Origin of the sequence: Streptomyces sp. TSRI0281 (assembly GCF_001905125.1) — a bacterium.
Taxonomy (GTDB): domain Bacteria; phylum Actinomycetota; class Actinomycetes; order Streptomycetales; family Streptomycetaceae; genus Streptomyces.
In genome coordinates, this window is record NZ_LWLE01000012.1 from 477,683 (window position 1) to 491,893 (window position 14,211).

The 14,211-nt window shown below is 70.6% G+C and carries 11 protein-coding genes; 6 read left to right on the forward strand and 5 right to left on the reverse strand.

Features of this window, described 5'->3' with window-relative positions; all coding sequences use genetic code 11:
- The first annotated feature begins 261 nt into the window (after window positions 1-261).
- The 3 genes from A6A29_RS19735 (at window position 262) to helR (ending at window position 6,677) form a co-directional block, all read left to right on the forward strand.
- On the forward strand, window positions 262-2,814 hold the full coding sequence (locus A6A29_RS19735; protein WP_073721476.1) for a helix-turn-helix domain-containing protein: 2,553 nt from the start codon (window positions 262-264) through the stop codon (window positions 2,812-2,814).
- A 297-nt stretch (window positions 2,815-3,111) separates the two neighbouring features.
- The gene (locus A6A29_RS19740) at window positions 3,112-4,341 is read left to right on the forward strand and encodes a glycosyltransferase (protein WP_241838579.1); all 1,230 of its coding nucleotides are present in this window, start codon (window positions 3,112-3,114) and stop codon (window positions 4,339-4,341) included.
- A gap of 188 nt (window positions 4,342-4,529) precedes the next feature.
- The gene (gene helR / locus A6A29_RS19745) at window positions 4,530-6,677 is read left to right on the forward strand and encodes an RNA polymerase recycling motor ATPase HelR (protein ID WP_073721478.1); all 2,148 of its coding nucleotides are present in this window, start codon (window positions 4,530-4,532) and stop codon (window positions 6,675-6,677) included.
- 73 nt (window positions 6,678-6,750) lie between these two features.
- Here helR and A6A29_RS19750 read toward each other — a convergent pair whose 3' ends face one another.
- Entirely contained in the window at window positions 6,751-7,512 is a 762-nt protein-coding gene (locus A6A29_RS19750; protein ID WP_073721479.1) for a maleylpyruvate isomerase family mycothiol-dependent enzyme, read from the reverse strand.
- A 64-nt stretch (window positions 7,513-7,576) separates the two neighbouring features.
- Here A6A29_RS19750 and A6A29_RS19755 point away from each other — a divergent pair, with 64 nt between their 5' ends.
- On the forward strand, window positions 7,577-8,587 hold the full coding sequence (locus tag A6A29_RS19755; RefSeq protein WP_241838555.1) for a MerR family transcriptional regulator: 1,011 nt from the start codon (window positions 7,577-7,579) through the stop codon (window positions 8,585-8,587).
- Between the two features lie 246 nt (window positions 8,588-8,833).
- On the opposite strand, the gene A6A29_RS19760 is transcribed toward A6A29_RS19755, so the two are convergent.
- The gene (locus A6A29_RS19760) at window positions 8,834-9,478 is read right to left on the reverse strand and encodes a class I SAM-dependent methyltransferase (protein WP_073721481.1); all 645 of its coding nucleotides are present in this window, start codon (window positions 9,476-9,478) and stop codon (window positions 8,834-8,836) included.
- A gap of 105 nt (window positions 9,479-9,583) precedes the next feature.
- Here A6A29_RS19760 and A6A29_RS19765 point away from each other — a divergent pair, with 105 nt between their 5' ends.
- Both A6A29_RS19765 and A6A29_RS19770 read left to right on the forward strand, forming a co-directional pair.
- Complete coding sequence (locus tag A6A29_RS19765; protein WP_073721482.1) at window positions 9,584-10,039, forward strand: VOC family protein; 456 nt, start codon at window positions 9,584-9,586, stop codon at window positions 10,037-10,039.
- A 156-nt stretch (window positions 10,040-10,195) separates the two neighbouring features.
- A complete protein-coding gene (locus A6A29_RS19770; RefSeq protein ID WP_073721483.1) occupies window positions 10,196-10,585 on the forward strand; it encodes an AAA family ATPase in 390 nt (129 codons plus the stop codon).
- Between the two features lie 150 nt (window positions 10,586-10,735).
- Here A6A29_RS19770 and A6A29_RS19775 read toward each other — a convergent pair whose 3' ends face one another.
- From A6A29_RS19775 to A6A29_RS19785, 3 genes are read right to left on the reverse strand one after another with little or no spacing between them, the layout of a single operon-like run.
- The gene (locus A6A29_RS19775; RefSeq protein ID WP_241838556.1) at window positions 10,736-11,752 is read right to left on the reverse strand and encodes a quinone oxidoreductase family protein; all 1,017 of its coding nucleotides are present in this window, start codon (window positions 11,750-11,752) and stop codon (window positions 10,736-10,738) included.
- Between the two features lie 49 nt (window positions 11,753-11,801).
- The gene (locus tag A6A29_RS19780; RefSeq protein ID WP_073721487.1) at window positions 11,802-12,863 is read right to left on the reverse strand and encodes a sulfotransferase family protein; all 1,062 of its coding nucleotides are present in this window, start codon (window positions 12,861-12,863) and stop codon (window positions 11,802-11,804) included.
- Between the two features lie 32 nt (window positions 12,864-12,895).
- Window positions 12,896-14,164, reverse strand: coding sequence for an MFS transporter (locus tag A6A29_RS19785; protein WP_073721515.1), 1,269 nt, complete (start codon window positions 14,162-14,164; stop codon window positions 12,896-12,898).
- Window positions 14,165-14,211 lie beyond the last annotated feature (47 nt).

Below are 14,211 nucleotides of genomic sequence, written 5' to 3' on the forward strand. Positions count from 1 at the left end.
TGCCATGGCGATTCCTCGTATCTCGTATCCCGTTTCTGGGCAGTCGGTGGGACAGCCCTTCGGCTCCGGCACGCTCCCGCTGCTGGGCCGGCCGTGCGATCCCGGCGTCCGCTGCCCGGCAGGACCACCCGCCGATGGGCCCGGCACCACTGATCGTCGTATTCACCCGGCTCGGGGGACAGGACAGAGCACCGGCCATATATGGCCGGTCACCGGACTACACTCGCCGCTGTCCGCGCTCGCGAGTGGAGGGGCACCCAAGTGACGGATCAGCTCGGCACGTTGTTGCGCCGGCTGCGGAATGAAGCGGGGCTGACGCAGCATGAGCTGGCGGAACGGTCCGGGGTGAGCATTCGCACCATCAGCCGGCTGGAGACCGGAAAGGCCACCGACCATCGGCTGGGCACGGTGAACCTGCTCGCCGACGCTCTGGAACTCACCCCGGAGGACCGCCGGCGCCTGGCAGCCATGCTCGCGAAGGACCACGCCACGACGGCCCCGGAGCAACCGGAGACGGTCGCCGGTCCAGCGGAAGCCGACAGCGCGCTCTCCGCACCGCCCCCGGGCCCGGCCTCTCTGTCGCCTTCCGCACTGCCCCCGGCCTCCCTGTCGCCCTCCGTACCGCTCCCGAGCCCGCCCTCCGTACCGCCCCCGAGCCCGGCTTCGCTCCCGTCGTCGGCCGGTGACGTGCTCGTCGGTGTCGCTGTCGAACTGGCGAGAGAGGTCAGGCGCCGTTGGCGGCGCGAGGAGGAACAGCACCGGGTCCACGACCCGTTTCCGCTGCCGGTGCGGTGGCAACAGGCACCCGCGGACCTGACCGACCATGCGGAGAACATCGAACGCCTGCCACCGGGAGCCACTTCGCCCCGCATGGACCTGAGCGGTGATCTGCGGAGTGTGGCGGACGTCTACCGGAAGATCCCGTCCGGGCGTCTGGTCATTCTGGGCCGGGCCGGATCGGGAAAGTCCATTCTGACGATCAGGCTGATCCTGAATTTCCTTGAGAGCCCCGCAGTTTCCGGCCGGGTACCGGTGATCTTCAGCATCGGTGACTGGGACGCGACGGCCATCACCTTGCGGGACTGGCTGATCGGTCGGCTGCTGCGGGACTATCAGCATCTGGCCCGCAGGACTCCCAGCGGAATGACCCTGGCCGCCGCGCTGGTCGACGCCGATCTCGTACTGCCGGTTCTGGACGGGTTCGACGAGATCGCCGAAAGCCTGCGGCGTGAGACGCTCGAAGCCCTCAACGCGACCTCGCTGCCGCTCGTGCTGACCAGTCGGCGCGACGAGTACGCCGAGGCGGTGCGGGCAGCACGAGCGCCACTGGTCTGGGCGGCCGGCATCGAACTCACCGACCTCACCCCCGACGACCTCACGGCCTACCTGCCCCGGACCGCCCGGCCCGCCGCCCACAGCCCCGGACCCGACCGGAGAGCAGGGGCCTGGGGCACCGTCCTGGAGGAACTGCGGTCCCTGGAAGCCGAGTCGAGCGTGAATCTCGCCAGGGTTCTGAGCACCCCCCTGATGGTCGTCCTGGCGCGGACGATGTACAGCGAAGCGCCGGACAGGGATTCCGCGGAACTGCTGAACACCGAGCGGTTCCCCACCGAGCACGCCCTGGAAGAACACCTGCTGGCGGGCTTCGTGCCCGCGGTCTACCGTCCGCGCGTCCCCGAGCAGGGCATCGGCGGATCCCGGCGCCCACCGCGGAACGCGGACCCGGAACGGGCCCGGCGCTGGCTCGGATACCTCGCCCACCACATGGTTCGCCTCGACCGGGACCGGCAGGACCTCGCGTGGTGGCAGATCGGCGACTCGCTGCGACGCTCGACGCGCACCACGGCCGTCGTGCTGACATCCGCGCTCTGCATCACGCTGTCCACCTGGATGGTCGGACTGCTCGCCGGCGTCATCACGCCCGGCGAGATCCTTGCGCAGGGAGCCATGATGGGGCCGGCCGGTGGCCTCGCCTTCGGATCCGTCTACGCCGTGCTGGCCGCGTTGGACGGCGGTGTCTTCGCGCCGAGCCACGTGCGGCTGCGGCCGCACACCAGATCCAACGGCATCGGCCGCAGACCGCTGCGCACGTTCGCCGCCCGGTTCGGCGCCGTGCTGCTGGGCGGATTCGTGATGGGGGCCGGGTGCGCGTGCGCCTTCGCCCTCGAACGCGCGCTGTACTACGGGCATCCGCTCGCGCTTCCCGAGGTGTTCGAGAGCGCGCTCATCGACATGCTGATCTTCGGACTGATCTTCGGCTCGGCCGCCGGGCTGGTCTTCGGGGTCATCGCGGCGCTCGAAGCGCCGCTGGACGTATCCTCCGCGGCCACGCCGATCAGCCTGCTGTCCGCGAACCGTGCGACGGTGAGCCGGCAGATCCTCGTCATCGTTCCCGTGCTCAGCCTGGCGATCGCCCTCGGCGGGTTCCTGATCGTCGACGTGTTCCGGGGGGTGTTCGGGCCGCTTGGCTGGAGCCTGCCCAACGGAATCCTCATCGGAGCGGTCGGAGGGCTCGGCGGTGCCTTCTCCTACGCACTGTGCTTCACCGCCTGGGGGCAGTGGCTGACCCTGGTCCGCGTCTGGCTGCCGCTCACCGGGAAGCTTCCCTGGAACACGGGCGCCTTCCTCGACGACGCCTACCGCCGCGGCGTGCTGCGCCGGACCGGTGCGGTCTATCAGTTCCGCCACGCTCGGCTTCAGCACCATCTCGGACACTCGTACCGCCTGCGGCAGCCGAACTACACACCGGCAAGATTCCCCGCCCCGCGGACGCCGCCCACCGCGGTGGTGAAGGAGCCCGACGTCAGCCGGTGACCCGCGCCGCGCGCCACCCCGTGTGGGCGCGCGAGGCGTCACCGGCGTACGACATCGTGTACGCGACCCGGCGTCGGGACCGCGGGAGGCTGGAGCTGTCAGCGGACGTGCGTCGACGCTTCGCTCAGGGAGGAGGGTGTCCGTCCGCAGTGGACGAGACCGGGAAAGGGGGAGTACCCACTCCTTTCCACTCCCAAGGTATAGCGCACAGGGGGGCTTGCGGCAAGGCCCCGGTCATGCCGCAGAATCGTCCGCCGAGGCCAGAACCTGCGGAAATGGGAGAGTCACTCGGTGCGTGTGCTGTTGTCTACGTATGGGTCGCGCGGAGACGTCGAACCGCTGGCGGGACTGGCGGTGCGGTTGCGGGAGCTCGGCGCGGAGGTACGGGTGTGCGCGCCGCCGGACGAGGACTTCGCGCAGCGGTTGGCCGGTGTCGGCGTGCCGCTGGTGCCGGTCGGCCCGTCGGCGCGCGCGTGGACGAAGGCGGCGCCGCCCGCGTCGTCGCTTCCCCGGCGCGCGGCCGAGGTGATCGCCGCCCAGTTCGACGCGGTCGTCCCGGCGGCCGAGGGATGCGATGTGCTGGTGGCGACCGGCATGATGCCGGCCGCGGCCGGCGCGCGCTCGGTGGCCGAGAAGCTGGGCATCCCCTCCGTGTCCGTGACCTTCCAGCAGCTCACCCTGCCGTCGCCGCACCACCCGCCGCCGGCGTATCCGGGCCGGCCGTTCCCGCCGGAGGTGACCGACAATCAGGTGCTGTGGGACCTGGACGCCGAGAGCATCGACGTGCTGTTCGGTGAGGCGCTCAACACGAACCGGGCGTCGATCGGTCTGCCACCGGTGGACCACGTCCGCGACTACGTCATCGGCGACCGGCCGTGGCTGGCGACGGACCCGGTCCTGGACCCGTGGCAGGAGACGCCGGATTTCGACGTCGTCCAGACCGGAGCGTGGATCCTGCCCGATGTCCAGCCGCTCTGCGCCGAGTTGGAGGCGTTCCTGGACGCCGGCGCACCACCGGTGTACGTGGGCTTCGGCAGCATGCCCATGCTCGCCTCGCCGGATGTCGCCCGGGTGGCCCTCGAAGCGGTCCGGGCGCAGGGCCGCCGCGCGGTCGTCCTGCGCGGCTGGGCGGACCTGGCCGCGATCGACGACCGGGACGACTGTCTCGTGGTCGGTGAGGTCAACCAGCAGCAGTTGTTCGGCCGGGTGGCCGCCGTCGTGCACCACGGCGGCGCGGGCACCACGACGACGGCCACCCGGGCCGGTGCGCCCCAGGTGGTGGTGGCCCAGATGGCCGACCAGCCGTACTGGGCGGGCCGAGTCGCCGACCTGGGCATCGGCGCGGCACACGACGGCCCGACCCCGACCTTCGAGTCCCTGTCGGCCGCGCTCGGTACGGCCCTGGCCCCCGGGACCGGCGCACGGGCGAGGGCCGTGGCCGGCACGATCCGCGCCGACGGGGCCGAGGTGGCCGCGAAGCTGCTGCTCGACACGGTCGGCCGGGAACGGCCGTCCGAGCCCGCGTGAAACCACACCGGATCATCGGGCCGGTACCCGGAACACAAGAACCCACAGATCCCGGCGGCCTGAACGGACAACGGCCACGGGGTCCCCGCCAGGCGGAGCGTGGCCCGTCATGGCCACCGGATTCGTCACGCGGGACAGCTCTTGGCCGTGCGCAAGGGCGCCGGAGACCTCAGATCGGAGCTCGTACCGTGAACCCCCTGACCACGAGGGCGTTTGACCTTCCCGGCCACCTTTCCCCCAAGGCCGATCCGACGCTGATCGGCGGCGATGAGGAGCACTTCGCGGCCATCGCGGAGTGCCTTGAGCAGTCGATCGCCGAGCTGTCCGACCGCCTCGACGCCGAGCGCAGGTCGCCCGGCGGCGTCGGCCGGCAGGCGATGGACCGGGACACGGAAATCCACCGGCTGACCGGTCGCCTGCGCGCGCTGCGTCGCTTCGGACTGGATCTGTGCCTGGGGCACATGGTCGGCGCGGACAGCCCCGAGCCCGTGTACGTGGGACGACTCGGTCTGACGGACAGCGAGGGGCGCCGGCTGCTGCTCGACTGGCGTTCCCCCGCGGCCGAGCCGTTCTTCGGCGCCACCCACGGCAACCCGATGGGCCTGGCGAGCCGCCGCAGGTACCGCTGGACGCGTGGGCGGATCAGCGACTACTGGGACGAGGTGTTCACCTCGGACGGGTTCGCCGGGCACGCCGCGCTCGACGACCAGTCTGCCTTCATCGCGAGCCTGGGCAGCAACCGGTCGCCACGGATGCGCGATGTGCTCGGCACCATCCAGGCCGACCAGGACGCCATCATCCGGGCGGGATCCCGCGGCGCGCTCGTCGTCGACGGCGGTCCGGGTACGGGCAAGACCGTCGTCGCTCTGCACCGCTCCGCCTACCTCCTCTACTCCGACCCCCGCCTCGGTCACCGCCGGGGCGGCGTACTGTTCGTCGGCCCGCACCAGCCCTATCTGGGCTATGTCGCCGATGTCCTCCCCAGCCTCGGGGAGGAGGGCGTGCAGACCTGCACCCTGCGCGACCTCGTCGCCGAGGGAGCCGCGGCGACGGCCGAGGCCGATCCGGATGTGGCCCTCCTGAAATCGTCCGCGGATCTGGTGAAGGCGATCGAGACGGCCGTCAGGTTCTACGAGGAGCCGCCCACCAGGGGGATGACGGTCACGACCCAGTGGTCCGACATCCGGCTGAGCGCCGACGACTGGGCCGTGGCCTTCGCGTCAGCGGGACCCGGCGCTCCGCACAACGAGGCGCGCGACCAGGTCCGGGAGGAACTGCTCACGATCCTGATGGACAAGTACGACGGCGACGGCTCGGCCGACCTGCTCCGCAGGTCGCTGCTGCGGAACAGGGAGCTGCTCACGGCCTTCGACCGCGCGTGGCCGCTGCTCGAAGCGGCGGACCTCGTCGGAGACCTGTGGTCGGTACCCGCCTACCTGCGCACGTGCGCTCCCTGGCTCGGCCGCGAGGACATCCAGCGGCTGCAGCGCGAGGATGCCCAGGCATGGACGGTGTCCGACCTGCCGATCCTGGACGCGGCACGGCAGCGGGTCGGCGATCCGGAGGCGTCGCGACGCAGGCGTCGCCACGACGCCGCTGTCGCCGCCGAACGCGAGCACATGGCCCATGTCGTCGACGCACTGCTGGAGGCCGATGACGACGGCGAGGGCGCGGTGACGATGCTGCACGGACAGGACATCCGGGACGCCCTGGTCGACGGGGCCGCAGCGCCCGGCACCGAGCCGGACCGGCTCGCGGGCCCGTTCGCGCACGTCGTCGTGGACGAGGCCCAGGAACTGACCGACGCGGAGTGGCAGATGCTGCTGCTCCGGTGCCCGTCCCGGAGCTTCACCATCGTCGGGGACCGCGCCCAGGCCCGGCACGGGTTCACGGAGACGTGGCAGGAACGGCTCGAACGGGTCGGGTTCGACCGGATCAGCCTGGCCTCCCTGAGCGTCAACTACCGGACGCCGGAAGAGATCATGGCGGAAGCGGAGCCGGTGATCCGCGCCGTGCTCCCGGACGCCAACGTGCCGACCTCCATCCGCAGCGGCGACGTGCCCGTCCGCCACGGTTCCGCTGCGGATCTGACCGCGATCCTGGAAACCTGGCTCGACGCACACGCCGACGGGATCGCCTGTGTCATCGGCGATCCCGCGTTCCGGGCGACGTCCCGCGTACGGTCGCTGACCCCGGAACTGTCGAAGGGGCTCGAATTCGACCTGGTCGTCCTCATCGACCCGGAGGCGTTCGGCAAGGGCATCGAAGGAGCGGTCGACCGCTATGTCGCGATGACCCGGGCCACCCGGCAACTCGTCATCCTCACCAGCCCCTGACGACGGCTCCGCAGGGCGACGCCGTCTCCCGGAAGGCCGGGAGGCGGCGTCGATGAGGTGCGGACCGGCCGGGCTAGAACACCGCGCGGGCCAGCCAGTGGTTCAGCAACGCACGGTCGCCCGTCACCGTCACCCGGTCGTCCTCCGGCGGTACGCGGCGGGAGAACACCAGCATGAGGTCCGCCACGGCCCCCGACACCACCACGTCGGCCTCGACCGGCCCGCGTACCCACCGCAGTGCCTCAGGCGTTCTGGTGATCACCCAGCCGTCCGTGAACCGCGGCCGGAACCCGATGCGTTCACCCCTGCCACGCAGCTCGGCGACCGTCGGCGCGACCCTCTCGAAGGCCGACGCGGACAGCAGGTCCAGGCTCTCGCTGATCACGTCGGCCGCGAGGTCATCGGCGACCTCGAACGGGGTGCCCGTCGCGAACGCCGCGTCGTAGTGGTGGACGCAGGTGTCGCTCAGCATCCTGCGCAGACAGAAGGCAGCCGGTCGCGGCCCGAGGAATGTGTGTGTCTCGGTGTCCGGTCCGGTCTCCTCGATCGCGCGGATCAGTTCCTCCGCGCCCTCGCGCAGCCATCCGGCCCACCCGTCCGGGGCGCCGGGGTCCGCCTGCCGAGGGTCGGGGACGGGCAACTGCGCGCCTGTGCGGATGAGTTCGGCCGCCCATCGGTGCTCCTGACCGACATGCCCGACGAGGGTACGCAGCCGCCATTGCGGGCAGGTGGGCACCGCAGCGTCCGGGTCCCTTCCGGCGACCGCGCGGGTGAACGCTCCGGTCTGCTCCCGCAGGCCCGCCACGAGCCGTGCGGTGTCCAGCGTCTCCGTCATCACGAAAGCTCCTCTCAAGGGGTTACGCCGGTACGGTAGGAACTCCAGTCCAGTGGAGATTCAAGTGCCTTTGCTCGACGAGACGTTCGGGATCGGTGACCTGGCACGGCTGACCGGTGTGCCGGTGCGGACCGTTCGCTTCTACTGCGACGAGGGCATCATCGACTCGGTACGCAGCACGGGTGGGCACCGCAGGTTCGACCGGGCGGCCGTGGAGCGGCTCGGTCTGGTCAGACGGCTGCGCAGGCTCGGGCTGGGGCTGCCCTCCATCAGGCGCGTCCTGGCCGGTGAACGCTCCGTGGCCGAGGTCGTCGCGGCAGAGCGGGCCGCGCTCGACGCGCAGGCCGCCGAGCTGGCCTGGCGGCGGGCCTCGCTGCGCGCGGTGGAGGAGGCAGGACCGGCCGACCAGGCCGCCAGGCTGGACCTGCTGGCCGCGGTGGAGAACGGAGCGGCTGCCCGCGACGCGCTGATCGACTTCTGGCGACGTGCGATGGCCGCCCCGGTGTCCGAGGCCATGCTCACCGCGTTCGTGACCATGGCCGTGCCCGAGCCGCCCGCCGATCCGACCCCGCCGCAGGTGGTCGCATTCGCCGAGCTGTACGCCCTGGCGGGCGACCGGGCGCTGACCCGCGGCCTGCTGGCCATGGCGCGGGCCAACGCCGAACTGGTCGCCGACCAGGACGAGCTGATGAGCGGGATCAGCGAGGCGTGCGCGCTCGCCGGGCCCATGGTGCGGGCGGGCGAGCCGCCCCGGGTGGGCCACGAACTCGACCGGTTCGTCGCGGCACACGCCGCGGTGCGCGGCGGCAGCGACACCCCGCGGTTCCGGTGCGGGCTGCTGGCCCACGTGGCGGCCGACCGCGTCCCGCGGATGCGCCGCTACTGGCGCCTCGTGGCCGAGGCGGGCGGCAACCCGGTCACACTCGGCACGTCCCACCTGTGGCTGACCGACGCCCTCGAACGCTCCGTACGTCCGGACGGCGCCGCTGAGGCGGGAAGCGGGAAACCGGGGGCGGAACCGCCCCCGGCCCGCAGCCCCGCACCGGCCCCCGGTCCGTGCCGTGTCAGTGGCTGATGACAGTCCTGCGGGGTGCTGATCGAGGGATACGACGACGGCCCGCTGGAGGAACGCGACCGCAGGATCATTGCCAGACTCGCCGCAGGGCGCAGTGCGGTCGCCGAATCGACGAATGTTCCCAGGGCGTCGGCAAGGGGTCACACCCGTCGAAGCCGCCGAACGGTTCCGCTTCTGCTGAGGCGGCATCCAAGGTGTCCGGGCCCGTGGTCCAGCACTCCTCCCCGAACCGCTCAGGGGCAGCTCCTAGGGATGGCGGCGCGCGAAAAGGACCGCTCCTGGGGCACGCTCGTCGGGGTCGGTCAGCAGCTGAGCCTCCACCGTGAATCCGGCATCGCTGAGCCAGGCGGTCATGCGGGCAGGCAGGCGGCGGTGGACGTGGACCTTCATCGGATGGCCGCCGTAGCCCTGTGTCTTGAGCCGCGACTCGTCGCCGACATGAAAGCCGAGCAGCAGGGGTCCGCCAGGTCGCACCACCCGCCGGAAATGGGCGAAGACCGCGGGGATCGCATGGTCAGGTACATGGATCAACGACCAGAAGGCGAGCAGGCCGGTGACCGACGCGTCGGCGAGGGGGAGATCGGTCATCGAGCCCACCTCGAACCGCAGGTCCGGGTGGTCACGCCGAGCCACGTCGATCATCACGGGTGAAAGATCGATACCGAACGCGTCGATGCCCGACTCATGCAGGTGGGCGGTGACGTGTCCCGGTCCGCAGCCCACATCTGCCACCGGCCCGCCACCGGCCGTGTGCACCATCTCGGCGAACAGCGCCAGCGCCGCCCGCAGGTACGGCTTCCCGGTCAGGGCCTCACGCAACTGGTCGGCGTAGCTGACCGCGACCATGTCGTAGGAGCTCCGGGTGTCTGCCAACCAGCCGTCCACGTTCATGGTCCGACACGGTAGCCGACCGCGGCGGCGGCCCGCCGGGGAGTGGGCCCCAGGGTCTGTTGCGCAAGTGGATCGACTGTCAGACCTGTCTGGGATGCTCCGAGCATGGAGATGACGCTGCAACTGACGATCGACTGCTCCGATCCACAGAGAATGGTGACCTTCTGGGCCGAGGCCCTGGGCTACGTGCCTGAGCCCCCGCCGGGCGGGCACGCCACATGGCGTGCTCACTGGGCGTCGATGGGGGTGCCCGAGGCGGAGTTGCCGGCCGGTGCCGGGGACATTCCGGAGTCGATCATCGATCCTGCGGGACGAGGACCAAGAGTGTGGTTCCAGCAGGTTCCGGAGCCGAAGGCCGCCAAGAACCGGTGGCACTTCGACCTGAAGGTCGGTGGGGGCAATGACGTCCCACTGGACGTCCGCACGCAGCGGGTCAAGGCCACGGCGGAACGGCTGGTCAAAGCCGGTGCCACCGTGCTGCGGATCAAGGATGAGCCGGACATGGGGCTCTACGCCGCCGCCATGCAGGACCCCGAAGGCAACGAATTCGACGTCGTCTGAGGGGCGTTGCGACGGTGCTGGTCGCGGCCATCAACGGGTGGCTGTGACCAGCGGATGTGGTCGTGCGCCCGGTCAAGGGCACTCGGTATCCCCCTGAAAGGACGAGGAGGACAGTGAAGTCGGAGAAAAATCGATGAGGCCGACGGGATCTCCAGCATGCTTCTGATCACTGGACCCGCCGGTGCGGGGAAAAGTACCCTGGCGGACGCCTGGGCCAGAGGTCGGCCGACCCCCACCGTGCATATTTCCCTCGACGATGTACGGGACTGGGTGAAGTCGGGCTATGCGAACCCCGAGGACGGTTGGGACGAGCTGTCGGAACGTCAGTACACCGTGGCCAGACGCTGTGTGGCCCTGGCCGTGCACGAATATGCGCGGATCGGCTACGGCTGTGTGGTGGACGATGCGGTCTTCCCCGGGATGATCAAGATCATCCATGACCGGATGAGCGGCTGGCGAGACAGCGGTGCATCGCTGATCGACAACTCGGGCATGGGTGTGGACGAGACCGTCGGGCTGCTGAACGAGGTGCTGCGGCAGGGCTGATGCGCGTTTTTCCGCCGTGCGCGAGGGTGTGACCGTGTACCCGGCTGATCGGAATCCGGTTCTTCGCAGGGCGCCGGGACAGCCCTTCTTCTGCGCACCTTCCACGCTGGACATCTCTCACGTCTCCTATGGAAAGTGACGCCCCGACCGTCAGGACGACGCCCCGGAGCCCGCACGCTCCGGTGCACCGCCGCAGGTGAGTACTGTCTTGGCGATCGTGGTGCGCGCTTCGAGAGCCGCATGGGCGGCCGCCGCGGCGGGCAGGGCGAACCGTTGTCCGATCCGGACCCGCAGACGCCCGTCGCGGACCAGGTGGAGCACGGCCGTTCCCCGGCGGAGCAGCTCTGCCCGGTTCTCGATGTGGTGTGTCAGGTTCGGTCGGGTGACGTACACGGACCCGGCGGCATTGAGGCGCTGCAGGTCGAACGGTGGCACCGCGCCGCCGGACTGCCCGTAGACCGCCAGGACTCCGCGCGGGCGCAGCGCGGCGAGGCTCTCGTCGAACGTCGGACCGCCGATGCCGTCGAACACCGCGGCGGCGCCGAGGCCCCCGGTGTGCCGACGCACCGCCGCCGCCAGCGCGCCCGGTCGGTAGTCGACGACCTCTACGGCGCCGGCGGCACGCGCGGCCTCCGCCTTGGCCCCGGTCGACGCGGTGCCGATCACCGTGCCGCCGCGCAGCCGCACGAGCTGGGTCAGCAGCATGCCGACGCCGCCCGCGGCGGCGTGCACGACGACCGTGTCGCCGGCCTGGACGGGATAGGTGTCGTGGCACAGGTAGTGAGCGGTCATGCCTTGCAGCAGGGTGGCCGCCGCCACTTCAGGTGCCAGTCCGTCCGGCACCGGAACCAGCCGGTCGGCGCTCAACAGCGCGTATTCCGCATAGGATCCCGGCAGGTTCGCCCAGGCGACCACGTCACCGACGGCGACCTCACGCACTCCGGGCCCGATCTCGACGACCGTACCGGCGCCCTCCTGCCCGGGTACGAACGGCAGTTCCTGCGCATAGAGGCCGGATCGGAAGTAGACGTCGACATAGTTGACCCCGGCGGCGGCGAGCCGCACCACCGCCTCGCCCGCTCGCGGTGATGGGCGTGGCAGGTCGACGAGTTCGAGCACCTCGGGCCCGCCGGGCCGACTGACCTGAATGGCCTTCATGGCCTTCATGGCCGGGATCGTACGACGGCTGTCACTCGCTGATCGAGGGCCGGACGGTTCAGCTGACGTCATAGCCGGCCTTCTCGGCGAGGTCACGGACGATCGGCAGGACCTGACGGATCTCGGACTCGTGGCGGCGCCACTTGTCCGGGTCGGGAACGGTCTGGGTCATCACGACCGGGAGGTCGCGGCGGCCCCAGGCATCGGCGAAGGGCAGGTTCACCGCCTCGGCCACGGCCTCCATCGTGGAGACCGGGTCGGCCTGGACATCCTCGTAGCGGACGAGTACGGAGTTGCCGGTGGGGGCCATGTTCCGGGCGGCGTCCAGGACGGCCTGATTGTGGGTCAGCCAGTTGTGTGCGCAGACCTCGGCCAGACGCAGGTCCACCCAGTCCTGCCAACCGGGCGGCAGGCTCAGGTTCCACCACTCCTTGCCCCACGGGAACACGTCCGAGTAGCCCTTGATGCGCAGCGGCACCGGAACCTTGTAGGAGAAGAACATCCGCGGGTTGAGCCAGGCGTCCATCAGGGAGCCGATGCTGGTGCGCGGATCACGGATGACGAAGACGTACTTGGCGTCCGGGTAGAGGGCCTGAAGGAACGGGATCCGGAAGCAGGACTGGATGCTCTTCTCCACCAGCCGGATCCCGTCGGCGAGTTCGGTGTCAGTGGGGCGCGGGCCGCGCGGTGGGAAGCAGAACGGTGTGATCTCGTCGAGTTCACCGCCGTCCCGCGTGGTGGGCGGGCCTTCCGGCAATTCGCCCGGGAAGCGCTGCCGGAGGGCCTTGAGCGGCACGTCGTAGTAGTACGGCTGGGGGCCCTGGGCGCTGAGGAAGTCGAGGAAGTCGAGCTTGTCGTCGACGGACCACTCCGCACCGGGTCTGCGCGCGGCGGCGAGCAGGTCCGCGTTCAGCCGTGCCGCCACCTCGGGGGTCGCGTCGGCGGCGTCCAGGGCGTTGGAGTGCCAGCCCCGCCGGCCGGGGTGCAGGCTGTCACGTTCCCATATCGGCTTGCCTTCGCGGCCGATGCTCCAGACGTGCTCGCTGCGTTCGATCAGGCTGCGCACCAGGCTGGTGCCGGAACGGGGATGGCCGACGATGAAGATGGGCTGCTTGAGCATGGCTGAGCTCGCTTTCGTGAGGAGGCGGGTTCTCATGCGGGCCAGCGAGCGGATCTGACGTGCCGGTTCGCGAGCCCGGCCGCGGTGATCACTGCCTGGACGCCCGCGATCAGCGCGATGGCGCCGGTGACGCCGAGGAACTGCAGGGCCAGACCGCCGACCAGGGAGCCGAGCGGGGACCCGGCGCCGATGAGGGTGATGGTCGCGGCGATGGCACGGCCTCGGCGGTGGTCCGGGGTCTGTCGGAAGATCATGATGTCGACGAGGATCTTCAGCGCCGGCAGTCCGAGTGCTGCCAGGGTCAGCATGGCGAAGACCCAGACCGGTCCGAGGGGGAGCGCCAGCAGGGCCACCGCGACCGTGGTCAGCGTGGACGCGCAGAGCAGGAGCGCGCCGGGGCTGAGCAGCCGGTTGAGCCGCGGCACCAGCGCCGACCCGATGAGCATGCCGACGGCGGTACCGGACAGAGCCAGACCGATCGTGCCGGGCGAGTGGTGCTGGTGCCGCAGGGTCACCATCACCATCAGGATCGCGGCGGTGATGCTGAAGTAGAAGATGCTGACCAAGAGCAGTGCGGACCGCAGCAGTCGGTCGCCGAGCAGTTCGAGCAGTCCGGAGAAGGCGGTGGTCAGCGGCGCGAGGGCGCTCCTCGGCTCGTCGCTCACCGGCTCGGTGTGCTTCTCCGCCTTGGGCACGCGTATCACCAGGGCGCAGACGAACGAGATCACGAAGCCGACGATCGCCGCGACGAAGGGGAACGTGCGGGAGACCAGGTAGAGCGCTCCGCCGAGGGGCGGTCCGGCCAGGGCGGCGGCTCCGCTGCGCGCCTCGTCCTGACTGAGCGCCGCGGTCAGCTGATGGTCCGGCACGACAGCGCGGATCAGCAGCATCCTGGCCGGTGCGCCGAAGGCCGTACCGGCGCCCAGGACGACCGCGGCCAGGATCAGGAGGCCGAAGTTCGCCTGCCCGGCCGTCAGACTGAGGACGATGAACGCGAGAGTGAGTGCGCGGACCGCCTCGGAGATCAGCAGGATGCGCCGCCGGTCCCACCGGTCGACCACCACGCCGGCCGGTAGTCCGACCAGGAGGGCGGTGCCTATCTGGGCGAATCCGAAGAGGCCGGCCAGCGCCGGTGACCCGGTCAGGGACATGATCAGCAGGGGATAGGCGACCTCCACGGCTTCGAGGCCGAGATTGGCCGCGGCCGCCCCGATCCACAGAGTCTGAAAACGCCGGTTACGGCGCAGGGGTACTGGCGTGGCGGGAACCTCGCTATCACCCTGACGTAAGCATTCACTCATGCGTGAACGATAGCGTGTGGATGAATGGTTCGCTACGAGGAAACGGA

What these genes read in the sequence shown, in the direction of transcription:
- A6A29_RS19780 (WP_073721487.1), bottom strand. Translation starts at nt 12,863, where the DNA reads ATGCTCAAGCAGCCCATCTTCATCGTCGGCCATCCCCGTTCCGGCACC.
- A6A29_RS19785 (WP_073721515.1), bottom strand. Translation starts at nt 14,164, where the DNA reads ATGAGTGAATGCTTACGTCAGGGTGATAGCGAGGTTCCCGCCACGCCA.
- A6A29_RS19760 (WP_073721481.1), bottom strand. Translation starts at nt 9,478, where the DNA reads ATGAACGTGGACGGCTGGTTGGCAGACACCCGGAGCTCCTACGACATG.
- A6A29_RS19750 (WP_073721479.1), bottom strand. Translation starts at nt 7,512, where the DNA reads ATGACGGAGACGCTGGACACCGCACGGCTCGTGGCGGGCCTGCGGGAG.
- A6A29_RS19770 (WP_073721483.1), top strand. Translation starts at nt 10,196, where the DNA reads ATGCTTCTGATCACTGGACCCGCCGGTGCGGGGAAAAGTACCCTGGCG.
- A6A29_RS19775 (WP_241838556.1), bottom strand. Translation starts at nt 11,752, where the DNA reads ATGAAGGCCATGAAGGCCATTCAGGTCAGTCGGCCCGGCGGGCCCGAG.
- A6A29_RS19765 (WP_073721482.1), top strand. Translation starts at nt 9,584, where the DNA reads ATGGAGATGACGCTGCAACTGACGATCGACTGCTCCGATCCACAGAGA.